This is a genomic window from Saccharothrix algeriensis (assembly GCF_016907655.1).
Classification (GTDB): Bacteria; Actinomycetota; Actinomycetes; order Mycobacteriales; family Pseudonocardiaceae; genus Actinosynnema; species Actinosynnema algeriense.
Window position 1 is genome coordinate 2,473,654 of record NZ_JAFBCL010000001.1, and the last position, 25,862, is coordinate 2,499,515.

A 25,862-nucleotide genomic window follows, 5' to 3' on the forward strand; every position below is an offset into this window, starting at 1 on the left:
ATTCGCCGCTCAGCCGACCCCGCCCGATTCGCCGCTCAGCCGGCGGAAGGCACCGGCCTGCCCGGCTGCTCACCACCGCGGCTGTCGCCGTAGGACCGCTTGGGCACCATGACCTTCCGGCGGAACACGCAGACCACGGTGCCGTCCTGCTTGTAGCCGCGCGTCTCGACGTGGACGACGCCGCGGTCGTCCTTCGACTTCGACGGGGTCTTGCCGAGCACCTCGGTCTCACCGTAGATGGTGTCGCCGTGGAAGGTGGGCTTGGTGTGCCGCAGCGACTCCACCTCCAGGTTGGCGATCGCCTTGCCCGACACGTCCGGCACGGACATGCCCAGCAGCAGCGAGTAGACGTAGTTGCCGACCACCACGTTCCTGCCGAAGTCGGTGGTCTCCGCCGCGTAGTGCGCGTCCAGGTGCAGCGGGTGGTGGTTCATGGTCAGCAGGCAGAACAGGTGGTCGTCGTACTCGGTCACCGTCTTGCCGGGCCAGTGCTTGTAGATCGCGCCGACCTCGAACTCCTCGTAGTAACGCCCGAACTGCACCGCACGCCTCCGTTGGCTCAGTGACCGGTGGCCGGCCCTCGGGACCGGGACGACAGTGTGAGCGCGGGAGGAGTACCCTCGGCAACCGGTCTGTGAGCGACTCCACCGCCGCGGACGACCGACCCGAGGAGGTGAGGACCGCCGATGAGCAACGATCCCCATCCTGCGAGTACCTCGCGCGTCCTCCCCGGAGGGTCGGCCCACCACAGCTAGGCCCAGTGCTCTCCGGTCGGGGACGTGCCGTCGTCATCAAGTCCGCAAGTCGACGCCACCCCGTCTGGAGGACTCGTGCCCAGCTTGCCCTCGCTCGGCGGCCGCAGAGGCCGCGGGCCCGCCCGACCCGGCATCCCGGTCCCCGTCCCGCTGTCGGCGTACGTGGTCGACTGCGGCGTGTACGTCGACGGCGCGCGCCTGACCGGCCGCTGGTCGCACACCGACGCGGTGGAGGAGGTCCGCCGGCGCGGCGACGGGTTCGTCTGGATCGGCCTGCACGAGCCGGACGAGGAGCAGATCCAGGGCGTCGCGGACACGTTCGGGCTGCACGAGCTGGCCGTCGAGGACGCCGTGCACGCCCACCAGCGGCCCAAGCTGGAGCGCTACGACAACACGCTGTTCATGGTGCTCAAGACCGTCCGGTACGTGCAGAACGCCTCGCCGGACACGGCCAACGAGATCGTCGAGAGCGGCGAGATCATGGTCTTCCTGGGCCGGGACTTCGTGGTCACGGTCCGGCACGGCAACCACTCCGGCCTCGCCGCCGTCCGGCGCGAGCTGGAGGAGGACCCGGAGAAGCTGCGCGTCGGCCCGGCCGCGGTGCTGTACTCGATCGCCGACCACGTGGTGGACAACTACCTCGACGTGACCGACCACATCGAGGACGACATCGACCAGATGGAAGCGCTGGTGTTCGCGCCGCGCAGCGGGGTCAGCGCCGACCAGATCTACCTGATGAAGCGCGAGGTGCTGGAGCTGCGCCGCGCGGTGATGCCGCTGGCCGTGCCGCTGCGCCGGCTGGCCGAGGGCTACACGCCGCTGATCCCCGAGCAGGTGCGCTCCTACTTCCGCGACGTCGACGACCACCTCACCGAGGTGTCCGAGCGGGTGATGAACTTCGACGAGCTGCTGACCACGCTGGTCAACGCGACGCTGGCGAAGATCACGCTCCAGCAGAACTCGGACATGCGCAAGATCTCGTCCTGGGTGGCGATCATCTCCGTGCCCACCATGGTGGTCGGCGTGTACGGCATGAACTTCGACCACATGCCCGAGACGCACTGGAAGTACGGCTACCCCATGGTGCTCGCCGTCATCCTGGTCGCCTGCCTGACGCTGTACCGAATATTCCGTCGGAACCGCTGGCTGTAGCCCCCCAGTCCACCCGACCCGACGGGATGCCCGACATGACCAGAATGCTGACCAACCTGCGCTTTTGGATCCTGGCCTTCCTCATCGGCTGGCTCACCGCGGTGACGCTGCTGATCGCCACCGGCCACTAGTGCGTCCACTGTGGACCGACCCGGCTAGTCCCAGGGCCGGGTCGCCCAGGTGAACGGGATGCCGTGGCCGGCGCCCACGCCCAGCCGCAGCGAGGCGCCGCGGGGCCAGAGCCTGAGCAGCAGCTGGAACTCGTGGGAGGTCGCCCCCGGCACCCGGCGCGGTTCGAAGACCAGCAGGGCCAGCGGCGCCGCGGGCGTGGCGCGGGCCGCCGCGTCGGCCAGGACCGCGCGGCCCCGGGCGCGGTCGGCGGGCGAGGCGTACTGCCACACCACCGAGTGCCACACGACGGTGAGCACGTCGCGCTCCGGCCGCGCCAGCTGGTCGGCCAGCCACTCCGGCCCGGTGGCCCGCCGGACCGGCACCGGGTCCAGCCGGGCGAGGGCCAGGGCGGCCTGCAGGCGCTCCCACCGCCACGTCTGGTCCGCCCACACGAACGACGACAGGTGCAGCCGGCCCTCTTCGGTGGACACGTCCACCGGGTCGAGGTCGCAGCCCGCCCGCCGCACCAGCCGCAGGTTGTGCGACAGGTCCGCGGGCGGGCGGCCGGTCCACCGCACGTCGAGCGCGAACGGGCTGCCGGGGTCGCCGAACACCTCGTCCCCGGCCCGGTAGGCGATCCGGTGCGGGCGCAGGTTGAGGCCGCCGGAGGCCCCGACCTCCAGCAGCCGCACCGGGAACGGGGTGCGCCTGCCCGCCGCGCCCGCCGCGAGCCGGGTGGCGGTCTGCAGCCCGCCGAACAGCGGCGCGCTGCGGCCCGGCTCGTTGGTCTGCACGACGGTCGCGTCGACCACCGCCCGCAGCTCGTCGGCGTGCTCGTGCAGGACGGGCAGCGCGTCCTCCCACAGCGAGGCCAAGTGCGGCCGGCCGCCGGCGGTCGGGTAGTGCCGGGCCAGCCGCGGCGCGCGGCCCTCCAGCACCAGGCGGTGCAGCGCGCCGGCGAACCGCAGGCCGGGCACGGTGCCCTTGCGGTCGCACCGCGCGCCGGCCATCACCCGCGCGGTGACGCCGCCGCGCGCCAGGTCCTCCGCCGCCGCGACCAGCAGGGCGTGCGTGAGCGGGCTGGAGTCCCGGCAGCCGCGGGCCGCGTCGAGGAACAGCTCGGCGAGCACACCACCGGACGCTAGTACGGAACCGCGCCCGCGCGGCGGGCCGGCCGGGCGATTCACCCTTTCACCGACGAGGTGTCGCGAGGGCCCGCCGGCCGTAGGCTCGGTGGGTGCCGAGGGTGCTGGCGGTGGCGGACGAGGTGGTCGAGGGGTTGTGGACCGACCGGGTGCGGCGGCACGGCGTCGACCTGGTCCTCGCCGCGGGCGACCTGCCGTTCGACTACCTGGAGTTCCTGTCCTCGGCGCTGGACCGGCCGTGCGTGTTCGTGCCCGGCAACCACGACCCCGACCTGTCCGGCTACGCCAACGTGCGCGGCCTGTGGACGAAGGCGGGCATCCCGTCCCGGTGGCCGGGCCCGGCGGGCGGGGTGAACGCCGACGGGCGGGTGGTGGACGTGGCCGGCCTGCGCATCGCCGGGCTGGGCGGCTCGATCCGCTACCGCGCCGGGCCCAACCAGTGGACCGAGCGGCAGCAGGCGCGGCGGCTGCGCCGGGTGCTGCGGCTGGCGGCGTGGCGGCGACTGCGCGACGGTCGCGGCGTCGACGTCCTGCTGACCCACTCGCCGCCGCTGGGCTGCGGCGACGAGCCGGACCCGCCGCACCGCGGCTTCGCCTGCCTGCACGACGCCGTGCGCCGGCTGCGCCCGCCGCTGCTGCTGCACGGGCACGTCCACCCGCACGGCGTGCCCCGGCCGGACCGGCGGCTCGACCGGACGCGACTGGTCAACGTGGTGGGGTACCAGGTGCTCGACGTGCCCGAGCGAGCCCCGGACCGACCGGGGCGGGAGGAGGACCGCGATGCCCCGTGACACCGGCTTCCCCGCCGCCGACGCGGAGAACGACTTCCTGCGCGCCCGCCGCCGCCAGGTGCTCTCCCGCCTGGCGGCGTGGCTGCGCCGGGAACCCGACGACGTCAACATCATGCTGCCGTTCCACGAGGTCGTGGAGGCGCTGGGGTACCGCGGCGAGCGGCGGCTGGGCCTGCGCTCGGTCCGGTTGGACTCGATCGTGGGCAGCGTCGACCGCACCCGCGACTTCGACCGGCGCTTCCGGCCCACCTCGGCGCGGGTGCGCGCGCGGTGGCAGCGGTTGGCGCTGGCCGCGCGCCGGGGCGAGGCCGTGCCGCCGATCGAGGTGTACCGGGTCGGCGAGCTGCACTTCGTGCAGGACGGCCACCACCGCGTGTCCGTCGCGCACGCCCTGGGGCTCGCGGTCATCGACGCGTACGTGACCGAGGTCGTCACCCGCATCGACGCGCGGGGCATCCGCCACCGGGGCGACCTGATCGTCAAGGACTACCGGCGGCTGTTCCTGGAGCGCGTCCCGCTGCCCGGCGAGGCCCGCGCGGCGGTGCTGCTGTCGGACCCGTGGGACTACGCCCGGCTCGGCGAGCACGTCGAGGCTTGGGGCTTTCGCCTGATGCAGGACGAGGGCGCGTTCCTGGACCGCGCGGCGGTCGCCCTGCGCTGGTACCGGGAGGAGTACGTCCCGGTCGTCGACCTGCTGCGCCAGGCCGACCTGATCGGCGACCGCACCGACACCGAGACCTACATGTGGGTGGCCGCGGAGCGCTACCGCCTGATCCGCACGCACCGCTGGGACGCCGACGTGATCGACGCCATCCGCAGCTCCCGCCGCGCCTGACGGCTCCGCCGGGGCCACCGGCCGGACGACCCCGACCGAGGACCACCGACCGAGGACCACCGACCGGGCGCCACCCGACCGGGGACCGTCGGCCGACGCCCGCCGACCGCTCGCCCCCGCGGGCGCCGGCGGCCGGGCGGGGCGCGTCCCCGGTGATCACCCGTCGGGGTGATCGGGTGCGGGATCGGCCGGCCGGTGCGCGCGGTTCACCGGCCCGGCCGCGCCGTTCACCGACGGCCGCGGGGCCCGCCCGGAACCCCGACCGCTCCCCTCAGGCGGTCGGGATCACCCCTCGGGAGCGCCGCGCGCGGCGCTCCCCCTCAGGCCGTCCGCCCCGGCTCCACCAGCTCGCGCAGCCGGGGCGGCATCCGCTTCTCCAGCCCGAACGGCTCCAGGTGGGCCTGCAGGACGCCGTCGAAGGCGCGCTTGACCGACGAGGTGTCCCAGGTGTCGCTCTCCAGGACCGGCTGCTTGAAGTGCGGGTGGCCGACCAGGTGCAGCTGCCGGCCGTTGCACCGGACGACCTGCCCGGTGATGCCGGCGGAGGCGTCGCTGAGCAGGAACAGCACCAGCGGCGCGACCTTGCCGGGCGTGCGGTCGGCGGGGATCGCCCGCAGCGAGCGCTCGGACTTCCACACCATGCGGGTGTGGGCGACCGGGCAGACGGCGTTGACGCGGACGCCCTCGCCCTCCAGGTCCAGCGCCCACGACGCGCTCAACGACACCACCGCGCCCTTGGTGGCCGCGTAGGTCGCCAGTTTGCGCTGCCCGAAGAACGCGCCGGACGAAATGTTCACGATGGACCCGCGACCCTGTTCGCGCATCACGCGCATGGCCGCGATTCCGGTGTATATGACACCCAGCAGGTTGACGTCGACCGTCCGGCGCACCGATTCCGGGTCGTCCTCCCACGGCAGCGTCTCGTAGTTCAGCCCCGCGTTGTTCACCAAGCCGTCCAGGCGGCCGAACTCGGTGAGGCACATTCCGACGATCTTCTCCGCTTCGGAGGGATCGGTGACCGTGTGCGTGCTGGCCACCGCCCGCCCGCCGTACCCCCGGATGTGCCCGGCGACCTGTTCCGCCAGGTCGGCGTCCACGTCGTTGACCACCACCGCGGCCCCGGACTGCGCCGCGTGCATCGCGTAGGCTTCGCCCAACCCCCGCCCCGCACCGGTGATCACGACCGCTTTTCCGTCAAGAATCCCCATCGCGCGCTCTCTTCTCTGATCGGCGGTCTCCCCTGCCCCGACGCCGCTGGTCGGGGTTGTCCCCGCCTTCGACCAGAGTGGGGAGCGACCGGAGTGAAAGCTGCGCGAAAGCGGCGAACTGCGCCTTTGCTGCGCTGAATGGCCCACGGAGTTCGTCCGGGCCGATGGCCCCGACCGATCGGTGACGCACGGTGACGCCCGACAAAGGGCCACCCGCGCCGGCGCGGGTGGCCCCGGAACCGCTCAATCCCCGGAATAGGTGAGGTTGCGCCCGCTGCCCGGGTCGAACAGCTGCACCTTGTCGGCGTCGAACCAGATCTCGGCCGGCTCACCCTCGGCCGCCGAGGACGCCGCGGACAGCCGCGTCACCAGCGACACGCCCTCGCCGGGCACGTCGGCCGACCCCGCGTCGGCGGCCAGCTCGGCCAGCTCCGCCGACGTGGCCTGCGCGCCGGAGAGGCTGAAGTAGGCGAACTTGTCCGAGCCCATCGACTCCAGCACGTCCACGTGGCTGGTGAAGGTGACCCCGTGCCGGCCCGCCGCCTCGTCCACCAGCCGGGCGTCCTCGAAGTGCTCGGGCCGCAGGCCCATGATCACCTCGCGCGGCGCGTCGGCGCCCTCCAGCAGCCCGCGCACCCGGTCGGTGAGCGGGACGTCGCCCAGCGGCGAGCGCAGCACCCCGTCCTCCAGCGCGGCGGGCACGAAGTTCATCGACGGCGAGCCGATGAACCCCGCCACGAACAGGTTCGCCGGGTGGTCGTAGAGGTACTGCGGCGCGCCGACCTGCTGCACCGCGCCGCCGCGCATCACCACGACCCGGTCGCCGAGGGTCATCGCCTCGGTCTGGTCGTGCGTCACGTACACCGTGGTGGTGCCCAGCTGCTTCTGCAGCCGCGACACCGAGGTGCGCATCTGCACGCGCAGCTTGGCGTCCAGGTTGGACAGCGGCTCGTCCATCAGGAACGCCTTGGGGCTGCGCACGATCGCCCGCCCCATCGCCACCCGCTGCCGCTGCCCGCCGGACAGGTTGGACGGCTTGCGGTCCAGGTGCTGCGTCAGGTCGAGGATCTCGGCGGCGTGCCGGACCTTCTTCTCCACCGTCGCGTTGTCGACCTTCGCCAGCCGCAGCGGGAAGGCCATGTTCTCCTTCACCGTCATGTGCGGGTACAGCGCGTAGGACTGGAACACCATCGCGATGTCCCGGTCCTTGGGCGCGCGCTCGTTGACGCGCTCGCCGCCGATGCGCAGCTCGCCGGAGGTGATGTCCTCCAGCCCCGCGATCATGTTCAGCGTCGTGGACTTCCCGCAGCCCGACGGGCCCACCAGGATGATGAACTCGCCGTCGGCGATCTGCAGGTCCACGTCCCGCACGGCCACTGCGCCATCGGGGTACTGCTTGCTCACCTTGTCGAGCACGATCTCGGCCATTGCTTCACCCCTTGACGGCGCCGGAGGTCAACCCGGCGACGATACGACGCTGGAAGAACAACACGAACAGGATGATCGGGATGGTGATCACCACCGCGGCGGCGGCGATCGACCCGGTCGGGTCCTCGAACTGGGAGCTGCCGGTGAAGAACGACAGCGCCACCGGGACGGTGCGCGACCGCTCGGTGGAGGTCAGCGAGATCGCGAACAGGAAGTCGTTCCAGCAGAAGATGAACACCAGGATCGCCGTGGTGAACACCCCCGGCGCGGCCAGCGGCGCGATGACCCGGCGGAACGCCTGGCCGGGCGTCGCGCCGTCCATCTTCGCCGCCTTCTCCAGCTCCCACGGGATCTCCCGGAAGAACGCCGACAGCGTGTAGATCGCCAGCGGCAGCCCGAAGGTGATGTAGGGCAGGATCAGGCCCGGCCAGGTGTCGAACAGCCCGAGCGTCCGCTCGATCTCGAACAGCGGCGAGATCAGCGAGATCTGCGGGAACATCGACACCAGCAGGGAGATCCCGACCAGCACCCGCTTGCCGGGGAAGTCCAGCCGGGCGATCGCGTACGCGGCCATCGTCCCGAGCACCACGGCGACGGCGGTGGCGATGAGCGCGATGCCGATCGAGTTCACCAGCGCCCGCACGAACTCCGTGGTGGCGAAGATCGCCTTGTAGTTGTCCAGCGTCCACTCGCGCGGGATGAAGTTGCCGTCCGCCAGGGTCGCCTTGGACTTGAACGACAGCGACACGATCCACAGCACCGGGAACAGCGCGTAGGCCACGACCAGGACGTTGAGCACCGCCCACCGGGCTTTGCGGCCCGTGGTCTCGGCGCCGCCGATACCCGCCATCAGCGCTTCCCCCCGTCGTCGCTGCCGGGGGCAGCGGTGCCGAACAGCTTGATGAACACGAACGCGATCAGGGCCACCATCAGGAAGATCAGCACCGACATGGTGGAGCCGATGCCCAGGTTCAGGCCCTTGATCAGGTTGTTGTAGGTCACCATCGACACCGACGTCGTGCCCTGCGAGCCGCCGGTCAGCACGAACAGGTTGTCGAAGATGCGGAACGCGTCCAGCGTGCGGAACAGCAGCGCCACCAGGATCGCCGGCTTCATCACCGGCAGCATCACCCTGGTGAACCGCTGCCACGCGTTCGCGCCGTCCATCGCCGCGGCCCGGAGCAGGTCGTCGGGCACCAGCGCGAGGCCCGCCATCAGCAGCAGCGCCATGAACGGCGTCGTCTTCCAGATCTCCGCCAGGACGACCACCAGCAGCGCCGGGATCTTCTGCGTCAGCACCGGTTCGCCGCCGGCGACCGTCTCGGCCAGGTAGCCGGTCCCCGGTGTCCACGCGTACCGCCAGGAGAACGCGGCGACGACGGTGACGATGCCGTACGGGATGAGCGTCGAGGTGCGCACGATCCCGCGGCCCACCAGCGTGCGGTGCATGACCAGGGCCAGCGCCATGCCGAGCACCAGCTCGATCACGACCGACACCACGGTGATCACGACGGTGATCCACACCGCGTTCCACCAGTACGCGTTGCCCAGCACGGTGACGTAGTTGTCCAGGCCGACGAACTCCCGGCGGTCCGGGAACTTCAGGTCGTAGCGCTGCAGCGACAACCAGATCGAGTAGATGATCGGCCAGCCCGCGACCGCCGCCATCACGACGACCGCCGGCGCGCACAGCAGCAGCCCCAGCCGCCGCTCGGCCCTCTTGCCCTCGCTGATCGCCGCCTTGGCCTTCGGCGACGGCCGGACCTGCCCGGAGTCCGCGGTCGGCGCGTGGCTCACGGCAGCACCCCCTTCGAGTCGAGCGCGTCCTGCAGCTCCCGGCGCAGCCGGTCGGCGGTGGCCGCCGGGTCGATGGCCGAGGGCGGCGACAGGACCGTGGAGATCACGGTCGAGACGTTCTGGTACGCCGGGGTGCGCGGGCGGACGCTCGCGTTCTTCAGCGTCTCCAGGATCGCCTCCCGCATCGGGTACGGCTCGGCCATCTCCGGGTCCCGGTAGACCGACTCGATGCTGGGCGGCACGCCGTCGTTGATGGCCGCGAACTTCTGGCTCTCCGCGTCGCGCAGGCAGGTGACCGCGTCGAACGACTGCTCGGGGTGCGGCGAGAACGCGCTCACCGCGAAGTTGACCCCGCCGACGGTGACCCGGGCGTCCCCGCCGTCGATGGACGGGAAGGGCGCCCACTTGAAGTTCGCCGCGAACTCCGGGCCCTTGTCCTGCGCCGCCGCGTAGACGAACGGCCAGTTGAGCTGGAACGCGGCCTTGCCGTTCTCCATGGCCAGCCGGGCGTCGTCCTCGGCGAAGTTCGCGAACGAGGGGTCCACGACCTCGGACGTGGCGAACCCCTTCAGCACCTCCAGGGCCTTGACGGCGCCGTCGTCGACGACGGCCCTGGTGCCGTCCTCGTCGAGGATCCGCCCGCCGGCGGAGTTGACCAGGGTGTTGAACAGCACGACCAGGCCCTCGTACTGCTTGCCCTGCGCCTCGACCAGGCCGGGTTTGCCCTCGCGCTGGAGCTGCGCCCCCATCTCGATCATCTCGTCCCACGTCTTCGGCGGCGTGGGCACGAGGTCGCTCCGGTACCACAGGAGCTGGACGTTGGTGTTGTCCGGCGCCGCGTAGAGCCTGCCCTCGTAGCGGGCGGTGTCCAGCGGCGTCTTCAGCGTCCCGGCCTCGACCGCGGCCTTGGCCGGGCCGGTGAACTCCCGGATCCACCCGGCCTCGGCCAGCTCGGCGGTCCAGGTGATGTCGAGCCCGAGGACGTCCATGCCCGGGTCCTCGGCCGCCAGCCTGCGGACCAGCTGCTCGCGCTGCCCGTCGGCCTCGCGCGGCAGCTTGTGGTAGACGATCCGGTACCCGTCGGCCCGGTCGTTGCACCGGTCGACGATCTTCTGGAAGTTCTCCTGCGGGTACTTGTAGACGTTGATGGTGACCCCGCCGTCACCCGAGCCGCACCCCGCCAGCACGGACGCCGCGACCAGCGCGGCGCTCCCGACAGCGGCCAACCGATGACCTGCGCGCTCCACCGGCCCTGCCTCCCTTCCCGACAACGGAGGGCCAGACCGCAGCGCCCGGCACCTCGTCGTGCCCCGCCGGTCGGCCGAGGCCGGCCGGTGGAACGAACCTAGGCCCGGTGATCAGGTGCCGCAACCACCCGTGCCCGCAACGGCTCTACCCGGTGATCGGGAAGGCGAAACCCGCTACTCCTTGGGCGCGTCACCCGGTCGCATGGCGAGCTTGGCCAGCAGGTCGCGCCCGCGCTCGGCGTTGCGCGGCTGGCACAGCACGTCGTAGCGCCCGGCCACCAGCTGGCTGGCCGACTGGAAGTCGCGCTTGCCGCGCGCCGAGCCGTAGCCGACCGCCGCGAAGATCAGCCCGAACGCGATGCCGACGACCAGGCCGACCAGGATGGGCCCGAAGCCCGCCTCGGCGGTGGTGCTGAACAGCGACAGCAGCACGCCGACGAACAGGCCGAACCAGGCGCCGGAGGCGGCTCCGGTGCCCAGCACGCGGCCCCAGGTGAGCCGGCCGGTGACCCGCTCCACCAGCATGAGGTCCACCCCGACGATGGTCACCTCCTGCACGGGGAAGTCGCTGTCGGCGAGGAAGTCGACGGCGCGCTGCGCCTCCTCGTAGGTGCTGTACGACCCGATCGGCCACCCGGTGGGCGGCGTGGGCAGGCGCGGCGGCGCACCGGGTCGGTTCTGGCCGGAGAAGGAACTCGTCACGGGAACCACCTCTTCTGCTGATCACCCCCATCCTGCCAACTAGGGGCGAACAGCGCGAAACGGATGGCCGGGAACGCCACGCTTCCGTGACCTGGGCGGCGGCGCCCGCGCCCCGCGGGGCGGTGTCAGCCGCGCGACCGGTAGTCCCGCAGCAGCCCGCGGCTGATGATCGTCTTCTGGATCTCGCTGGTGCCCTCGCCGATGAGCAGGAACGGCGCCTCGCGCATCAGCCGCTCGATCTCGTACTCCTTGGAGTACCCGTAGCCGCCGTGGATGCGGAACGCCTCCTGGGTGACCTCGGCGCAGTACTCCGAGGCGATCAGCTTGGCCATGCCCGCCTCGACGTCGTTGCGGGCGCCGGAGTCCTTGAGCCGGGCGGCGTTGACCATCATCAGGTGGGCGGCCTCGACCTTGGTGGCCATCTCCGCCAGCTTGAACGCGACGGCCTGGTGGTCGGCGATGGCCTTGCCGAACGCCCGGCGCTGCTGGGCGTACCCGACGGCCAGCTCGAACGCGCGCAGCGCGATGCCGCACGCGCGGGCGGCCACGTTGACCCGGCCGACCTCGACGCCGTCCATCATCTGCCGGAAGCCCTGCCCGGGGACGCCGCCGAGCACGCGGTCGGCGGGCAGCCGGAAGCCGTCGAACACCATCTCGGTGGTGTCGACGCCCTTGTAGCCCATCTTGTCGATCCTGCCGGGGATGGTCAGGCCGGGCAGCACCTCGCCGTAGCCCTCGGGCTTGTCCACCAGGAGCGCGGTGAGGTTGCGGTGCGGCTTCTCCGCGCCCTCGTCGGTGCGGACCAGCACGGCGGTGAGGTTGGACGTGCCGCCGTTGGTCAGCCACATCTTCTGGCCGTCCACCACGTACTCGTCGCCCTCGCGCGCGGCCCGCGTGCGGATCGCCGCCACGTCGGAGCCCAGCTCGGGCTCGGACATGGAGAACGAGCCGCGCACCTCGCCGGTGGCCATCCGGGGCAGGTAGTGCCGCTGCTGCTCGGGCGTGCCGTGCTGCCTGAGCATGTGCGCGACGATGAAGTGGGTGTTGATCACCCCGGAGACCGACATCCAGCCGCGGGCGACCTGCTCGACCACCAGCGCGTAGGTCAGCAGCGACTCGCCGAGCCCGCCGAACTCCTCCGGGATGGTGAGCCCGAACAGGCCCATCTCCTTCATGCCCTCGACGATGTCGGCCGGGTAGGCGTCGGCGTGCTCCAGCGCCTGGGCGTGCGGGATGATCTCCTTGTCCACGAAGGAGCGGACGGTGGCGAGGATCTCCTCCTGGACTTCGGTGAGGCCGGCGGTCCGGGCCAGGCGCGCCATCGCGGGTTCCCTTCGTCGTCCGGGGTTACCGGCGAGTATGGACCGGTGGGCGGCCGTTCGCGGCCGGAAGGTGCTCCGCGCCACGCCCTGAACCGAGACAGCGCCGGCCCGCCCCGCGGCGGGGCCGCCGACCCGCCCGTCACGCCTCCGGCGGCGTCCACGCGCGGGTGCGGGACATGCCCGCCGCGCGGCCCTTGGCGGCGATCACCAGCGCCATCTTCCGCGACGCCTCGTCGATCATCTCGTCGCCGAGCATCACCGCGCCGCGCTTCCCGCCCGCCTCCGAGGTGTAGTGGTCGTAGGCGTCGAGGATGTCCTCGGCGTGGTCGTAGTCCTCCTGCTTCGGGCTGAACACCTCGTTCGCCGCGTCGATCTGGCCGGGGTGCAGCACCCACTTGCCGTCGAAGCCCAGCGCGGCCGACCGGCCGGCCACCCGCTTGAACCCCTCCACGTCGCGGATCTGGAGGTACGGGCCGTCGACGGCCTGCTTGCCGTGCGCCCGCGCCGCCATCAGGATCTGCATCAGGATGTAGTGGTAGGCGTCGCCGACGTCGTAGCCGGGCGGCTGCTCGCCGACCACCAGCGACTTCATGTTGATCGACGCCATGAAGTCGGCCGGGCCGAAGATGATGGTCTCCACCCGCGGCGACGCGGCGGCGATCGCGTTGACGTTGGTCAGGCCGAGGGCGTTCTCGATCTGGGCCTCGATGCCGATCCGGCCGACCTGGAGGCCCGTGGCCTTCTCGACCTGGGTCAGCAGCAGGTCCAGCGCGTGCACCTGCTCCGCGGTCTGCACCTTGGGCAGCATGAGGCAGTCCAGGTTCGCGCCCGCGCCCTCCACGACCTCGGTGACGTCGCGGTAGGTCCACTCGGTGGTCCAGTCGTTGACGCGGACCACGCGGGTGCGCGAGCCCCAGCCGCCCTCGTTGAGCGCCGCGACGACGGCCTCGCGCGCGGCCGGCTTGGCCAGCGGCGCGCAGGCGTCCTCCAGGTCGAGGAAGACCTGGTCGGCGGGCAGGGTGCGGGCCTTGTCCAGCATCTTCTGGCTGGAACCGGGAACAGCCAGGCACGAGCGACGGGGACGCTGCTGGTCGACCACGGGGTACCTCCTCGTACCGGCCGGTAGCTCTGGTGCTGCGAAGAGTGGCACGCGGGGTGGTCGGCCGCTATTTCGTGAGTCCCGATTCACACCGGGCGTGGCAGGCTGGGCCCGTGGAGATCACCCGCGTGCTGGACAACGCGCTGCGCAAGGCCGCCGCCGTGTGGGTCGCGCCGGAGGGGCACGGGCCCCGCCTGGTGTGGGCGCTGTGGCGGGACGACGCGGTGCTGGTGGCCGTCGGCGGCACGGAGCAGGAGGTGCCCGGACTGGCCGACGGCGTGCCGTGCCTGCTGACCGTGCGCTCGCCGTCGACCCACTCGCACCTGGTCGACGTCGCCGCGACCGCCCGGCTGGTGGAGGTCGACGAGGGCGCCGCGGCGGCGCTGCGGTCCGCGCGGCTGAACGCGACGCCGCGCTGGGACCGCGTCTACCGCCTGGAGGTCGCGTGATCACCGTGCCGCCCGACTTCGCCGTCGAGCTCGGCGAGGAGGCCCTCGCCTGGCGCGCCGCGCTACCCGCCCTGGCGGCGGAGTTCTGCGCCCGCTGGGGCCTCGCGCCCGACGGCGACCTGCTCCACGGCTTCGTGGCCGTCGTGCTGCCGGTGCGCCGGGCCGACGGCCACCCGGCCGCGCTCAAGCTGACCTGGCTGGACACCGAGACCCGGCAGGAACCGCTGGCCCTGCGGGCCTGGGACGGCGACGGCGTGGTGCGGCTGCTGGCCGACGACGCCGAGCGCGGCGCCCTGCTGCTGGAGCGGCTGGACCACACCCGCTCGCTGCTCGACGCACCCGCCGGGGAGGCGCTGGAGGTCGCCGGCGGCCTCCTGCGGCGGCTGCGCCTGCCCGCCGACCCGGCGTTCCGCCGCGTCGAGCCCGAGGACCTCGTCGGGCTCAACGAGGAGCTGGGCCGGCCGGTGCCGGACCGCTTCGTCGCGCCGGCCGCCGAGCTGGGCGCCGAGCTGGCGGCCACCGCCGGGGACACCCTGGTCAACGAGGACCTGCACTACGCCAACGTGCTGCGGGGCACGCGCGAGCCGTGGTTGATGATCGACCCGAAGCCGGTCGCCGGCGACCGCGAGTACGGCGTCGTCCCGCTGCTGTGGAACCGGTACGGCGAGGTGGCCGGCGAGAGGGGGCTGCGCGACCGGTTCGCGGCGCTGTGCGACATCGGGGAGCTGGACGCGGACCGGGCGCGCGGGTGGGCGGTGTACCGGGCGGTGGCCAACTGGCTGTGGTCCACCGACGCGGAGCTGCCCGAGCTGGCCGGGAAGTGCGAGGGCATCGCCCGCGCGCTGACCGCTGGGGGACTCTGATCCGGCCTCCGGCCACCGGCTCCACCCGATCGCCGACGGTCACGTGCGTAGCCACCCCGCCCGCCACGGTGGCCGAGCAGTCCGGGGTGGACGGTCGGCCCGGTTCCGCGCCCTGGCGCACGGTGAAGGCGTGCTCGCCCTCGGGCGAGCACGCCCCGGTCCGCCGGCCACGCGCCCGGGGCCGGCGCGGCGGACCCGGTGGCCGGGTCCTCGCCGCCGGTCGCGCGGAACACCCGGACGCGCGCGACGCCCGCCGCGAACGCCACGGCCACCAGGCCCCGGCCGGTGACGACCTGCGCCAGGTCCGCGACCGGCCGCGCCCGCGCGAGGGCGTCCGCGCGCACCGGCAGGAAGGTGAAGCCCAGGCCCGCGCCGGCGACACCGGCCTCCGCGTGCCCGTCCACATCGGACAGGAACAGGCCGGGCGCGGACGCCGGCGGCGCCGGGTCGAGGTAGTCGCCGACCGAGGGGGTGTCGCCCGCGAGGGTGGCGCGCTCGGCGTCGACCACGACCCGGTGCAGGCCGCGCGCGGTCTGCCGGGTCGCCGCGCCGGGCGGCAGCGCGCCGGCGCGGCCGAGCAGCCACGCCGTGCCGACGCCGGGGCGCCCGGCGAACGGCATCTCCCCCAGCGGCGAGAAGATGCGCAGCCGGTAGTCGGCGGCGGGGTCGGTCGGCGGCAGCGGGAAGGCCGTCCCGGAGTAGCCGAACTCGCGCGCGAGGGCCGGCAGCCGCGCGTCGGGCAGGTCGTCGCAGCCGTGCACGACGGCCGGCGGGTTGCCCTCGAAGGCCCGCTCGGCGAACACGTCCACCGCGTCGTGGTCCAGCGCGTGGCCGACCCTGGCGCCGTCCGCCACCGTGGACCCCGTGGACGAGGTGGAGGTGCGCCCCGCCGGGCCGGGGGACGTGGCGGCGGCCGGCTCGTCGACGCCGCGCCGGCCCTGGCGCGCGACCCGGGGCCGGAGCGGGTGACCGTGCACTCCGGCGAACGGGCGGTGTCGGCCTGCGAGCGCGGCGGGTTCGCGGTCTCCCCCGTGCTGCGCCAGGCCGAGGCCGGCCGCGGGGGCTGAGCGCGGCGGCGCGCCCGCTCGTTGACTAGCCTTGCGGCGTGGTCGCCGTGAACCGGGTCTTCGCCGCTCAACTCGCCGGACTGCCCGTGTTCGGGCCCGACGGCGAGTCCATCGGCAAGGTCCGCGACCTGGTCATCGGCCTGCGGGTGGACCGCCAGCCGCCGCGCGTGCTCGGCCTGGTGCTGGAGCTGGCCACCCGGCGGCGGATCTTCGTGCCGATGCTGCGGGTCACCGCCATCGAGCCCAACGCCGTGACGCTCGCCACGGGCTCGGTCAACCTGCGGCACTTCCACCAGCGCGCCAACGAGGTGCTGGTCGTCGGCCAACTGCTGGACGCCCGCGTGCGGCTCGACTCCGACCAGGCGGCCGTGCTGGTCGACGCCGCCATGGAGCCCACCCGCACCCGCGACTGGCGGATGACGCGGGTCGCCGTGCGGGTGCGGACCGGGCGGCTCGGGCGGCGCGGGCCGGTGCAGGTGCTGCGCTGGGAGGAGCTGGCCGGCCTGTCCGTGGCCGAGCTCGCGGGCCAGCCGCAGGGCGCGCAGCACCTGGTGGCGGTCTTCGAGACGATGCGGGCGGCGGACGTCGCGCTGGCGCTGCACAGCCTGCCGGTCAAGCGGCGCTACGAGGTGGCCGAGGCCCTCGACGACGAGCGGCTCGCCGACGTGATCGAGGAGCTGGGCGAGGAGGACCAGAAGGACCTGCTGGCGCACCTGGACGACGAGCGGGCCGCCGACGTGCTGGGCGCCATGGACCCCGACGACGCCGCCGACCTGCTGGCCGAGCTGCCCGAGGCGGACAAGGACCGGCTGCTGGGGCTGATGGAGCCGGCCGAGTCCGAGCCGGTCAAGCGGCTGCTGGAGTACAGCTTCGACACGGCGGGCGGGCTGATGACGCCCGAGCCGGTGGTGCTGGCCCCGGACGCGACGGTGGCCGAGGCGCTGGCGCACGTGCGCAACCCGGACCTCACGCCCGCGCTGGCCAGCATGGTGTTCGTGTGCCGGCCGCCGACCGCGACGCCCACCGGGCGCTACCTCGGGTGCGTGCACATCCAGCGGCTGCTGCGGGAGCCGCCCTCCGACCTGGTGGCGGGCGTGCTCGACACCGACCTGGCCAAGCTGGGGCCCGACGCGTCGCTGGGCGACGTGACCCGGTACTTCGCCGCCTACAACCTGGTCTGCGGCCCGGTCGTGGACGAGGCCGACCACCTGCTCGGCGCGGTGACCGTGGACGACGTGCTGGACCACCTGCTGCCGGCCAACTGGCGGGAGACGGGGCTGACCCATGCCTGAGCTGCCGCGCCGCCGGCTCGACCAGCCGCGCCCACCCGGCCGGTTCCGGCTGCAGCTCGACCCGGAGGCGTTCGGGCGGTTCTCCGAGCGGCTGGCCCGGTTCCTCGGCACCGGCAAGTTCCTGTTCTGGCAGACGCTGGTCGTGATCGTGTGGATCACGCTGAACCTGGCCGCCGTCTCGCTGCGGTGGGACCCGTACCCGTTCATCCTGCTCAACCTGGCGTTCTCCACCCAGGCCGCGTACGCCGCGCCGCTGATCCTGCTGGCCCAGAACCGGCAGGACGACCGGGACCGGGTGTCGCTGGAGGAGGACCGCGCGCGGGCCGCGCAGACCAAGGCCGACACCGAGTACCTCGCCCGGGAGCTGGCCGCGCTGCGGATCGCCGTCGGCGAGGTCGCCACGCGCGACTTCCTGCGCGGCGAGCTCGACCGGGTGTTCCGGGAGCAGCGCCGCAAGGCCCTGCGGGACGACCCGCGGTGGGACGACGTGCCGTCCTAGGGGCGCCCGCTTCAGGCGTCGTCGGCCGCCAGCCGCTCGCAGGACCGCCCGAACGCCTCCAGCTCGGCCGACCCGAACACCTCGGCGAAGTGCCGGGTCACCCCGGTCAGGTGGGTGCTCGACGCGATGCGCAGGCGGTCCAGGCCCAGCGCGGTGAGCACCGCGACCACCCCCCGGCCGTCGCCGTCGGCGCGCTCGCGCAGCACGAGGCCGGCGCGTTCCAGCCGGTCGACGAGCCTGGTCACGCCGGAGCGCGACAGCAGGACGGCGTCCGCCAGCTCCGTCATCCGCAGCCGGTGCTGCGGCGCCTCGGCGAGCTGCACGAGGACGTCGTAGGCCGCGAGCGACAGGCGTTGCTCGGCGATCAGTTCGGCTTCCAGGATCCGAGTGAGCCGCGCATGGGCCCGGAGGAAGGATCGCCACACGCCGAGCTCGGTTCGGGTGGGCAACCGGGCACTTCCGGTTTCCGGCACGGACGACGATGTTACGGAAAGCACTCGACCGGCTTCGCGCTGGCCCCGAATTCCCGGTGACCGCCCGGTAGCTTGGAGGTGCGCCGCGCCGCCGTAGCATGGCGTCCACCCCCTGAAAGCCCGGCGATCGAAGGCGATCCAGTGACGCAGACCGCTCCCACCGTTGACGACGTGCGCAAGGCGCTGGCCGGCGTGCAGGACCCGGAGATCCGGCGGCCCATCACCGACCTCGGCATGGTGAAGTCGGTGTCGGTCGAGGACGGGGTCGTGGCCGTCGGGGTCTACCTGACCGTGGCCGGCTGCCCCATGCGCGACCGGATCACCGCCGACGTGACGGCGGCCGTCTCCGCGCTCGACGGCGTGTCGTCGGTGCGGGTCGAGCTGGACGTGATGAGCGACGCGCAGCGCACCGAGCTGCGCAAGTCTCTGCGCGGCGGGGTGGACGAGCCGGTCATCCCGTTCGCCCAGCCCGGCTCGCTGACCCGGGTCTACTGCGTGGCCTCCGGCAAGGGCGGCGTCGGCAAGTCCAGCGTGACGGCGAACCTGGCCGTGGCGATGGCGGCGCGCGGCCTGTCGGTGGGCGTCGTGGACGCCGACATCTACGGCCACTCGATCCCCCGGATGCTGGGCACCGAGGCCCGGCCGACGCAGGTCGAGAAGATGATCATGCCGCCGCAGTCGCACGGCGTGAAGCTGATCTCCATCGGCATGTTCACCCCCGGCAACACCCCGGTCGTGTGGCGCGGCCCGATGCTGCACCGCGCCCTCCAGCAGTTCCTGGCCGACGTCTTCTGGGGCGACCTGGACGTGCTGCTGCTCGACCTCCCGCCGGGCACCGGCGACGTGGCCATCTCGGTGGCCCAGCTGGTGCCGAACGCGGAGATCCTGGTCGTGACCACCCCGCAGCAGGCGGCGGCCGAGGTCGCCGAGCGCGCGGGCGCGATCGCGCTGCAGACCCGTCAGCGGGTGGCCGGCGTCGTCGAGAACATGTCGTGGCTGGAGCTGCCCGGCGGCGAGCGGATGGAGCTGTTCGGGTCCGGCGGCGGCGAGGCGGTCGCGGCCTCCCTGTCCCAGGCGGTCGGCGCGGAGGTGCCGCTGCTCGGCCAGGTGCCGCTGGACCAGCGGCTGCGGGAGCAGGGCGACGCGGGCACGCCGATCGTGCTGGCCGAGCCGACCTCGACGGCCGCGCAGGTGCTGACCTCGGTGGCCGCCAAGCTCTCGGTGCGCTCCCGCGGCCTGGCCGGCCGCCTGCTCGACGTCTCGCCCGCCGGCCGCTGACCGCGCCCCGCCGGCCCGCGCCGCGGGACTGCGGGACCGCGCACCGACCCCGCGGGGTCGACCGGGCGGGTCGGTCAGGTGGCGTCCGGGTCGTACGGGGGGCGCTCGCCCTGCTGGAGCGGGCGTTCCCGCTCCCGCTCCCGGGCCCCGGTCGGCCCCTGGTCCTGCGCCGAGGCCGTCGTGTGCAGCCCCGGGCCGGCGTAGCCGTTCGGCTTGCGCCCGCCGTTGGGCACGTCGTCCCACAGGTGCTTGGTGATGGCCCGCTTCGGGTCGAAGTTGCGCAGCTCCCGGAGGTCCTCCAGCGGCTTGCGCAGCTGGTCGAACTCGGGGCCCATCTCCTGCCGCAGCTGCTCGCGGGCGCCGGTCGCGTAGTCGCGCACCTGGCGGATGGTCCTGCCGAGCCAGGCCGCGGCCGAGGGCAGGCGTTCCGGCCCCAGGATGAACAAGCCCGCCACGATGATGACCAGTAGCTCTACCCAACCGACGCTGTCAAACACCCGGTGCCACCTCCGCCGACCGCCCGCCCGCTGCCAGAGTAGCCGTCAGTCGGACCGGAGCGTCACCTGCAGGGTCAGCTCCCGGCCCTGCCTGGCCAGCACCACCGGCACCGTCTCGCCGATCTCGTGGTCGCGGACGGCGACGGTCAGCTCCGCCGCGTTGCGGACCACCCGGTCCCCCACGCGCGTGATCACGTCGCCCTCCTGGATGCCGGCCGCCGCGGCGGCGCCGCCCTCCGGGACGTTCTGCACCTGGGCGCCCTCGGCGGTCTCGGCGGACGCGGAGCGGACGTTGACGTTCATGTCCGCGTGCTTGACCTGGCCGTCGCGGATGAGGGCCTGGGAGACCTTGCGGGCGTAGTTGCCCGAGATCGCGAACCCGAGGCCGACCGAGCCGCCGGTCTCGGTGCGGATCGACGAGTTGATGCCGACCAGCGCGCCCGACGAGTCGACCAGCGCGCCGCCGGAGTTGCCCGGGTTGATCGCCGCGTCGGTCTGGATGGCGTCGTAGGTGACCTGCGGGCCGCCGTTCTCGCCGGCCGCCGTCACGGGGCGGTGCAGGGCGCTGACGATGCCCTCGGTCACCGTGTTGGACAGCGACAGCGGGGAGCCGATCGCCAGCACCGCGTCGCCCACCTCCAGGTCGTCGGAGTTGCCGAACCGGAGCACGGTGGGGTTCTCCACCTCGACCTTGATCACGGCCAGGTCGGTCTTGGCGTCCCGGCCGACGATCCGGGCGACCGCGCGCTTGCCGTCGGTGAAGACCACGGTCAGCTTCGCGGAGGTGTCCTGCACGGCCGGCGCGACCACGTGGTCGTTGGTCAGGACGTAGCCGCCGCCGTCGATGACCACGCCCGAGCCGACGCCCGCCACGTTCGCGCCCTTGAACTCGATGGACACGACGCTGGGCGTCACGCGCTGGGCGATGTCGGCCACCGAGCCCACCGGGCGCTCCTTGCCGGGCTGCACCTCGGCCAGCGTCACGCCGCCGTCGGTCAGCGGGTTGCCCATCCGGCCGAGCAGCCACCCGACGACACCGCCCGCCGCGCCGACGAGCAGCGCCGCGACCATGAGCAGCGCCAGCGCCGAGGGCTTGACGCGGCGGCCGAAGAGCAGCTCGGGGACGCTGAGCTGCGGGCCGGGGCCGGGCGCGGTGGCCGCGCCGTCCTTCGCCGGCTCCTCGGTCACGGCGGGCGGGCCGATGACCGCGCTCGCGCCCGGGTCGCGCCAGGGGTCGCCGGCGGCCCGGCCCTCCCAGAGGGGCGGCTCGGCCTCCGGCTCGCCGTGCGGGCCGTCGCCCGGCGGGCGCTGGAGCAGTTCGGAGGTGCCCTGCGGGCGGCCGAACGCCGTGCTGAGGGCCTCGGGCGGCGGTGGCGAGAGCCGGACGCCGCCGTTGGCGTTGCCGCCGGCCGGCCGGTCGGCCGAGAACGCGCCGGGGACGCCCCAGGGGCGGCCGAAGACGGCGGCCTGGGCCGGGTCGACGCCGGGGCGGTCGAGGGGGCGGGGCGCGAGCCTGCGGTGTGCCCCGTCGTCCACGCCGGACTTGGGGGTTCCGTTGCCCTGCTCTGGCTCGCTCATCGCTCCCCGCACGTCGTCTTCCCGGTGTTGCGGGCCTCATCGTGCCCGGTGAGCGGTGAAGTTGTCGTCAGCACCCCCCGGGAACGGGGGCGGCGCCCGGTGTCGGCTCCGGCCGCGGTGCGGCGGGGCCGGGCGTGGATCACCGCAGGGGTGCGGGGCGGGTGCCTGACGGGCGAGCGCCGGGCGTCCGGCGCGGTCCGGCTCCCGGGGTGGCAGGTGTCGGCTCCGGGGTGTCAGTGCCCGGTTCTCGGTGCCCGGTTCTCGGTGCCCGGTTCTCGGTGCCCGGTTCTCGGCGCCCGGTTCTCGGCACCCGGGTGGCTCCGGGCCTTCAGCGGCCCGACGAGAGCTCCGCGCCCACGGCCGTGGGCGTCGGCGCGGCGTGGCCGACCGGTTTGAGCACGCGCTGGTCGCCCGCCTGCTGCGGAGCGACGACGGGGGACGGGGGCGTGGTCGGGCCCTGCGCGGGGATCGGGGTCGAGTCCTCGCCGCCGGGCGCCACGAGGGCCAGCGCGCCCAGCATCAGGCCGGAGACGACCACCCCCGCGCCGTGCCGCGCGCGACGGCCGCCGAACCGGCTGCCGGTGCCGAACGGGCGGCTCTGCCCCAGGACCGGACCCGAGCCGAAGGTCGCCCGGTCGGGGCGCTGGACGGCGACGAGCGTGCCGTCCTCGGTGACCGCGAGGCCGTCGGGCGCGCTGGGGAGGTCGACCTCCTGCGGGATCGCGCCCAGCCTGGCCAGCAGGCCGGCGGGCGCGCACGGCGTCTCGGCCGCCCGGACGGCGGAGCGGGCCTGCTGCTGGGAGTAGGCTTCCGCGGCGCAGAACGGGCAGCGGGCCAGGTGCGCGGACACCCGGCCGTGGGCCGAGGCCGACAGCTCGCCGTCGACGAAGGCGACGACCGCGTCGGGCAGCAGGTGCTGCTCGGGCAGTCCCCAACCTCGCAGAGCGGTCATGCAGAGTCCTCCTGAACCAGACCCCGACGGCGTTCCAGTGCGGCGCGCAGGGCCTGGCGGCCCCGGTGGATCCTGCTCCTCACCGTACCCAGCTTCACGCCGAGGGTCGCACCGATCTCCTCGTAGGACAGGCCCTCCACGTCGCACAACACTACTGCGGCGCGGAAGTCCGGCGGCAACTCGTCCAGCGCGGCCTGCAGGTCCGGGTCGAGGTGGGTGTCGCTGTAGACCTGCTCGGGGCTCGGGTCGTCGCCCGCCAGGCGCTCGGCGTCCTCGGGCAGCCCCTCCATGCGGAACTTGGAGCGGCGGCGGACCATGTCCAGGAACAGGTTCGTGGTGATGCGGTGCAGCCAGCCCTCGAACGTGCCAGGCTGGTACGACGCGAGCGACCGGAACACCCGGACGAACGTCTCCTGGGTGAGGTCCTCGGCGTCGTGCTGGTTACCGCTCAGGCGGTAGGCCAGGCGGTACACCCGGTCGGCGTGGTCGCGGACGACCTGGTCCCACGTCGGCACGACCCACTCGGTGTCGTCGACGATGGGCGCGGTGGCGGTGTGCGGCTGCGTTGGCATCGGGCGGTGAAGCACCTCCAGTGGGCTGGTTGCCCTGCTGCACGGGTCAACGCTCGCCGCGGCTCGCGTGTTCCCGTGGGTCTTGCGGTCTTGCGGTGGTACCAGGGTGCGGGGTCCGCTTATAACCATCGTGAGAGTCGGCTGAGAGCAGGCTGAGAATTCCGCTGCGCGGGAGGTTCACCCGATCCGCCGCGTCCGGCGTTAACCTCTCGCTGTGGATGCGCCGCTGCGCGAGTACGTGGAGCGCTACCAGCCCGAGGACGCCGTCATCGCCGCCGCCCGGGCGCGTGGCGCCGGCCTGGGCTGCGCGCCGATCGGCGCGGGCGGCGGCGCGGCGCTGCGCTTCCTGGCGACCGCGCTCCAGGCCAGGGCCGTGGTGGAGATCGGGACGGGCGCGGGCGTCGGCGCGCTCTACCTGCTCGGCGGGATGCCGGCGGCGGGCGTGCTGACGTCGATCGACGTGGAGCCGGAGCACCAGCGCGCGGCGCGGGTGGCCTTCGCCGAGGCGGGCATCGCGGTGTCGCGGACACGGCTGATCATGGGCCGAGCGCTGGACGTGCTGCCCCGGCTGACCGACGGCGCGTACGACCTCGTGTTCGTGGACGCGGCCAAGGCCGAGTACCCGAGGTACCTGGACGAGGGCGTGCGACTGCTGCGGCCGGGCGGGGTGATCGCGTTCGACAACGTGCTGTGGAACGGCAAGGTGGTCGACCAGGCGCACCGCGACCCGGTCACGGTGGCGATGCGGGACGTGGTGCGCGCGGTGCGCGACGACGACCGACTCGTGCCGGTGCTCCTGCCGCTGGGCGACGGCCTGCTGGTGGCGGCCAAGACTCCTTGAGACGGGCCGCCCGGGAAGGGCGGGCCGCCCGGCTTTGGGGTTTTCGGCACGCCCCGTGCAGACCGGTCTCTTCGTGTTCTCCCCGTATGGCCTGCCCGGAGGGCTACCATGCTTTTCCTGGGGGTGCAAGCACGCTTTTCGCTTGCACCCCCAGGAAAAGCATGGTCGTCTTTAGACAGGCCATGCGGGGAGAACACGACCGCTCTTGCTCTTCCTCCTCCTTGGCGGCCTGCCCGTCCGGCGAGGACTCTTTTCATCTTTTCAGCTTAGATCCATACGGCCCCGAATCTCACCCAGATCCGTGCAGGTCAGAGGTATGAAGGGCGGCCGAGAGGCCCCCAAGGAGGAGGAAAAGAAAGAGCGGTCGTGTTCCCCTCCCCGCACGGCCTGCCGAAGGCAATCACGTTTGTCGGGGGGCGTCAAGCGAAGAGCGTGCTTGACACCCCCCGACAAACGTGATCGGGCTGCGCCCAGGCCGTACGGGGAGGGGAACACGAAGGCACCGGTATGTGCACGAGGTGCAGCACGGCTGCGTGAAGCGTGCCGGGTGCGGTGCTCCCGCGTGAACCGCGAAAAAGGGCGGTGGTCGTTCGTGCGCGGGCGAGCGCTCAGAACGCTGTGACGCCCTTCCCGAGCACGGTGACACCGCCGGCGGACACGGTGTAGCGCTGTCGGTCCGTGGCCGGGTCGACGCCGATCAGCGCGCCGTCGGGGACGACCACGTTCTTGTCCAGGATGGCCCGGCGCACCACCGCGCCGCGCCCGATGCGCACACCGGGCAGCAGCACGCTGCCCTGCACCACGGACCCGGTCTCCACCACCACGTCGGAGGAGACGACCGAGCCGTGGACGGTGCCCGAGATGATCGAGCCGGGGCCCACCATGGAGTCCTCCGCGCTGCCGCCCGCGATGAACTTCGCGGGCGGCAGCGGCGGGGTCGCGGTGCGGATGGGCCAAGCCTGGTTGTAGAGGTTGAACACCGGGTTCACCGACACCAGGTCCATGTGCGCTTCGTAGTACGCGTCGATGGTCCCCACGTCGCGCCAGTAACCGCGGTCCCGGTCGGTCTCGCCGGGGACCGCGTTGTCGGCGAAGTCGTAGACGTGCGCGCGGCCCTGGTCGACCAGCATGGGGATGATGTCGCCGCCCATGTCGTGGTCGGAGTCGGGGTTGGCGGCGTCCGCCCGCAGCGCCTCCAGCAGGGCTTCGGTGGTGAACACGTAGTTGCCCATGGAGGCGAACGTGACCTCCGGGTCGTCCGGCACGTGCGGCGGGTCGGCGGGCTTCTCCAGGAACCGGGTGATCAGCCCGGACTCGTCGGAGTCGATGCAGCCGAACGCCCTGGCCTCCGCGCGCGGCACCCGGATGCCCGCGACGGTGACGCCCGCGCCGCCGGCGGCGTGCTGGTCGACCATGCGGCCCGGGTCCATCCGGTACACGTGGTCCGCGCCGAAGACGATCACGTGGTCCGGCTTCTCGTCGTTGACGAGGTTGAGCGACTGGAAGATCGCGTCGGCGCTGCCGGTGTACCAGCGCGGCCCCAGGCGCTGCTGCGCGGGCACCGGCGTGACGTACTGGCCCAGGACGTTGGACAGCCGCCACGTGGTGGAGATGTGCCGGTCCAGCGAGTGCGACTTGTACTGCGTCAGCACGCAGAGCCGGACGAAGCCCGCGTTGACGAGGTTGGACAGCACGAAGTCGACCAGCCGGTAGTTGCCGCCGAAGGGCACCGCGGGCTTCGCGCGGTCGGCGGTCAACGGCCACAGCCGCTTGCCCTCGCCGCCGGCGAGGACAATTCCCAGAATGTGCGGTTGCCCTTTCACGACAACGACCCTAACCGTGCGGGCACCGGCCCACCATCGGCGCGGCGGGCTTGATCGGCGAGTGTTCACCGGACCGTCGACCGCGG

Annotated in this window: 26 protein-coding genes and 1 pseudogene; 10 read left to right on the top strand and 17 right to left on the bottom strand. The window is 73.1% G+C overall.

Features of this window, described 5'->3' with window-relative positions; all coding sequences use genetic code 11:
• Positions 1–35: 35 nt before the first annotated feature.
• Positions 36–563, bottom strand: a complete 528-nt coding sequence (locus tag JOE68_RS11035; RefSeq protein ID WP_372443355.1) for a MaoC family dehydratase — start codon at positions 561–563, stop codon at positions 36–38.
• Positions 564–830: 267 nt separating this feature from the next.
• Here JOE68_RS11035 and corA point away from each other — a divergent pair, with 267 nt between their 5' ends.
• Positions 831–1,907, top strand: coding sequence for a magnesium/cobalt transporter CorA (gene corA / locus JOE68_RS11040; protein ID WP_204842276.1), 1,077 nt, complete (start codon positions 831–833; stop codon positions 1,905–1,907).
• Positions 1,908–2,062: 155 nt separating this feature from the next.
• On the opposite strand, the gene JOE68_RS11045 is transcribed toward corA, so the two are convergent.
• Positions 2,063–3,148 (bottom strand): DUF2332 domain-containing protein, encoded by a 1,086-nt coding sequence (locus JOE68_RS11045; RefSeq protein ID WP_204842277.1) that lies wholly within the window; start codon positions 3,146–3,148, stop codon positions 2,063–2,065.
• A 107-nt stretch (positions 3,149–3,255) separates the two neighbouring features.
• Here JOE68_RS11045 and JOE68_RS11050 point away from each other — a divergent pair, with 107 nt between their 5' ends.
• Together JOE68_RS11050 and JOE68_RS11055 are read left to right on the top strand one after the other, a co-directional pair.
• Positions 3,256–3,954, top strand: coding sequence for a metallophosphoesterase family protein (locus JOE68_RS11050; RefSeq protein WP_204842278.1), 699 nt, complete (start codon positions 3,256–3,258; stop codon positions 3,952–3,954).
• On the top strand, positions 3,944–4,789 hold the full coding sequence (locus tag JOE68_RS11055; RefSeq protein WP_204842279.1) for a chromosome partitioning protein ParB: 846 nt from the start codon (positions 3,944–3,946) through the stop codon (positions 4,787–4,789). Before JOE68_RS11050 ends, JOE68_RS11055 begins: the two co-directional genes overlap by 11 nt.
• Before the next feature lie 320 nt (positions 4,790–5,109).
• On the opposite strand, the gene JOE68_RS11060 is transcribed toward JOE68_RS11055, so the two are convergent.
• The 8 genes from JOE68_RS11060 to JOE68_RS11095 all read right to left on the bottom strand — a co-directional run bounded on the left by JOE68_RS11060 (position 5,110) and on the right by JOE68_RS11095 (position 13,592).
• The gene (locus JOE68_RS11060; protein WP_204842280.1) at positions 5,110–5,997 is read right to left on the bottom strand and encodes an SDR family NAD(P)-dependent oxidoreductase; all 888 of its coding nucleotides are present in this window, start codon (positions 5,995–5,997) and stop codon (positions 5,110–5,112) included.
• Positions 5,998–6,240: 243 nt separating this feature from the next.
• Positions 6,241–7,425, bottom strand: coding sequence for an ABC transporter ATP-binding protein (locus JOE68_RS11065; protein WP_204842281.1), 1,185 nt, complete (start codon positions 7,423–7,425; stop codon positions 6,241–6,243).
• Between the two features lie 4 nt (positions 7,426–7,429).
• On the bottom strand, positions 7,430–8,275 hold the full coding sequence (locus tag JOE68_RS11070) for a carbohydrate ABC transporter permease (protein ID WP_204842282.1): 846 nt from the start codon (positions 8,273–8,275) through the stop codon (positions 7,430–7,432).
• Positions 8,275–9,222 (bottom strand): carbohydrate ABC transporter permease, encoded by a 948-nt coding sequence (locus tag JOE68_RS11075; RefSeq protein WP_307819632.1) that lies wholly within the window; start codon positions 9,220–9,222, stop codon positions 8,275–8,277. The genes JOE68_RS11070 and JOE68_RS11075 overlap by 1 nt, the downstream gene beginning before the upstream one ends.
• A complete protein-coding gene (locus JOE68_RS11080; protein WP_239562208.1) occupies positions 9,219–10,448 on the bottom strand; it encodes an ABC transporter substrate-binding protein in 1,230 nt (409 codons plus the stop codon). Before JOE68_RS11080 ends, JOE68_RS11075 begins: the two co-directional genes overlap by 4 nt.
• A gap of 195 nt (positions 10,449–10,643) precedes the next feature.
• Positions 10,644–11,171, bottom strand: a complete 528-nt coding sequence (locus JOE68_RS11085; protein ID WP_204842284.1) for a general stress protein — start codon at positions 11,169–11,171, stop codon at positions 10,644–10,646.
• A gap of 125 nt (positions 11,172–11,296) precedes the next feature.
• Positions 11,297–12,493 carry an acyl-CoA dehydrogenase family protein gene (locus JOE68_RS11090; protein WP_204842285.1) on the bottom strand — a complete coding sequence of 399 codons (1,197 nt, stop codon included), beginning with the start codon at positions 12,491–12,493 and terminating at the stop codon, positions 11,297–11,299.
• A gap of 139 nt (positions 12,494–12,632) precedes the next feature.
• A complete protein-coding gene (locus JOE68_RS11095) occupies positions 12,633–13,592 on the bottom strand; it encodes an HpcH/HpaI aldolase/citrate lyase family protein (RefSeq protein WP_204842286.1) in 960 nt (319 codons plus the stop codon).
• 113 nt (positions 13,593–13,705) lie between these two features.
• Between JOE68_RS11095 and JOE68_RS11100 the strand changes: the two genes are divergently transcribed.
• Positions 13,706–14,041 (top strand): hypothetical protein, encoded by a 336-nt coding sequence (locus tag JOE68_RS11100; RefSeq protein ID WP_307819633.1) that lies wholly within the window; start codon positions 13,706–13,708, stop codon positions 14,039–14,041.
• The gene (locus JOE68_RS11105; protein ID WP_204842287.1) at positions 14,038–14,904 is read left to right on the top strand and encodes an aminoglycoside phosphotransferase family protein; all 867 of its coding nucleotides are present in this window, start codon (positions 14,038–14,040) and stop codon (positions 14,902–14,904) included. Before JOE68_RS11100 ends, JOE68_RS11105 begins: the two co-directional genes overlap by 4 nt.
• A gap of 206 nt (positions 14,905–15,110) precedes the next feature.
• On the opposite strand, the pseudogene JOE68_RS32440 reads toward JOE68_RS11105, so the two are convergent.
• Positions 15,111–15,758 (bottom strand): annotated as a pseudogene (locus JOE68_RS32440) (PhzF family phenazine biosynthesis protein); the annotation flags it as partial.
• Between JOE68_RS32440 and JOE68_RS11110 the strand changes: the two are divergent.
• The 3 genes from JOE68_RS11110 (at position 15,679) to JOE68_RS11120 (ending at position 17,762) form a co-directional block, all read left to right on the top strand.
• Positions 15,679–15,873, top strand: coding sequence for a hypothetical protein (locus JOE68_RS11110; RefSeq protein ID WP_204846393.1), 195 nt, complete (start codon positions 15,679–15,681; stop codon positions 15,871–15,873). The pseudogene JOE68_RS32440 and the gene JOE68_RS11110 sit on opposite strands and share 80 nt — an antisense overlap.
• Positions 15,874–16,009: 136 nt before the next feature.
• Positions 16,010–17,263 carry a magnesium transporter MgtE N-terminal domain-containing protein gene (locus tag JOE68_RS11115; protein WP_204842288.1) on the top strand — a complete coding sequence of 418 codons (1,254 nt, stop codon included), beginning with the start codon at positions 16,010–16,012 and terminating at the stop codon, positions 17,261–17,263.
• Positions 17,256–17,762, top strand: coding sequence for a DUF1003 domain-containing protein (locus JOE68_RS11120; RefSeq protein ID WP_204842289.1), 507 nt, complete (start codon positions 17,256–17,258; stop codon positions 17,760–17,762). The genes JOE68_RS11115 and JOE68_RS11120 overlap by 8 nt, the downstream gene beginning before the upstream one ends.
• Positions 17,763–17,773: 11 nt before the next feature.
• On the opposite strand, the gene JOE68_RS11125 is transcribed toward JOE68_RS11120, so the two are convergent.
• Positions 17,774–18,211 carry a MarR family winged helix-turn-helix transcriptional regulator gene (locus JOE68_RS11125; protein WP_239562209.1) on the bottom strand — a complete coding sequence of 146 codons (438 nt, stop codon included), beginning with the start codon at positions 18,209–18,211 and terminating at the stop codon, positions 17,774–17,776.
• Between the two features lie 165 nt (positions 18,212–18,376).
• On the opposite strand from JOE68_RS11125, the gene JOE68_RS11130 reads away from it, so the two are divergent.
• Complete coding sequence (locus tag JOE68_RS11130) at positions 18,377–19,513, top strand: Mrp/NBP35 family ATP-binding protein (protein ID WP_346038599.1); 1,137 nt, start codon at positions 18,377–18,379, stop codon at positions 19,511–19,513.
• A 74-nt stretch (positions 19,514–19,587) separates the two neighbouring features.
• On the opposite strand, the gene tatB is transcribed toward JOE68_RS11130, so the two are convergent.
• The 4 genes from tatB to sigE form a co-directional block, all read right to left on the bottom strand.
• The gene (gene tatB / locus JOE68_RS11135) at positions 19,588–20,010 is read right to left on the bottom strand and encodes a Sec-independent protein translocase protein TatB (RefSeq protein WP_204842291.1); all 423 of its coding nucleotides are present in this window, start codon (positions 20,008–20,010) and stop codon (positions 19,588–19,590) included.
• Between the two features lie 45 nt (positions 20,011–20,055).
• The gene (locus JOE68_RS11140; RefSeq protein ID WP_204842292.1) at positions 20,056–21,588 is read right to left on the bottom strand and encodes a trypsin-like peptidase domain-containing protein; all 1,533 of its coding nucleotides are present in this window, start codon (positions 21,586–21,588) and stop codon (positions 20,056–20,058) included.
• A 328-nt stretch (positions 21,589–21,916) separates the two neighbouring features.
• Positions 21,917–22,540: an anti-sigma factor family protein gene (locus JOE68_RS11145; protein WP_239562210.1), complete on the bottom strand. Its 624-nt coding sequence runs from the start codon at positions 22,538–22,540 to the stop codon at positions 21,917–21,919.
• Entirely contained in the window at positions 22,537–23,112 is a 576-nt protein-coding gene (gene sigE, locus JOE68_RS11150; protein ID WP_204842293.1) for an RNA polymerase sigma factor SigE, read from the bottom strand. Before sigE ends, JOE68_RS11145 begins: the two co-directional genes overlap by 4 nt.
• A 214-nt stretch (positions 23,113–23,326) precedes the next feature.
• On the opposite strand from sigE, the gene JOE68_RS11155 reads away from it, so the two are divergent.
• Positions 23,327–23,953: an O-methyltransferase gene (locus JOE68_RS11155; protein ID WP_204842294.1), complete on the top strand. Its 627-nt coding sequence runs from the start codon at positions 23,327–23,329 to the stop codon at positions 23,951–23,953.
• 608 nt (positions 23,954–24,561) lie between these two features.
• On the opposite strand, the gene glgC is transcribed toward JOE68_RS11155, so the two are convergent.
• Complete coding sequence (gene glgC / locus JOE68_RS11160) at positions 24,562–25,776, bottom strand: glucose-1-phosphate adenylyltransferase (RefSeq protein WP_204842295.1); 1,215 nt, start codon at positions 25,774–25,776, stop codon at positions 24,562–24,564.
• Positions 25,777–25,862: the final 86 nt, after the last annotated feature.

What these genes read in the sequence shown, in the direction of transcription:
- JOE68_RS11055 (WP_204842279.1), top strand. Translation starts at nt 3,944, where the DNA reads ATGCCCCGTGACACCGGCTTCCCCGCCGCCGACGCGGAGAACGACTTC.
- JOE68_RS11060 (WP_204842280.1), bottom strand. Translation starts at nt 5,997, where the DNA reads ATGGGGATTCTTGACGGAAAAGCGGTCGTGATCACCGGTGCGGGGCGG.
- JOE68_RS11065 (WP_204842281.1), bottom strand. Translation starts at nt 7,425, where the DNA reads ATGGCCGAGATCGTGCTCGACAAGGTGAGCAAGCAGTACCCCGATGGC.
- JOE68_RS11070 (WP_204842282.1), bottom strand. Translation starts at nt 8,275, where the DNA reads ATGGCGGGTATCGGCGGCGCCGAGACCACGGGCCGCAAAGCCCGGTGG.
- JOE68_RS11090 (WP_204842285.1), bottom strand. Translation starts at nt 12,493, where the DNA reads ATGGCGCGCCTGGCCCGGACCGCCGGCCTCACCGAAGTCCAGGAGGAG.
- JOE68_RS11120 (WP_204842289.1), top strand. Translation starts at nt 17,256, where the DNA reads ATGCCTGAGCTGCCGCGCCGCCGGCTCGACCAGCCGCGCCCACCCGGC.
- JOE68_RS11140 (WP_204842292.1), bottom strand. Translation starts at nt 21,588, where the DNA reads ATGAGCGAGCCAGAGCAGGGCAACGGAACCCCCAAGTCCGGCGTGGAC.
- JOE68_RS11145 (WP_239562210.1), bottom strand. Translation starts at nt 22,540, where the DNA reads ATGACCGCTCTGCGAGGTTGGGGACTGCCCGAGCAGCACCTGCTGCCC.
- sigE (WP_204842293.1), bottom strand. Translation starts at nt 23,112, where the DNA reads ATGCCAACGCAGCCGCACACCGCCACCGCGCCCATCGTCGACGACACC.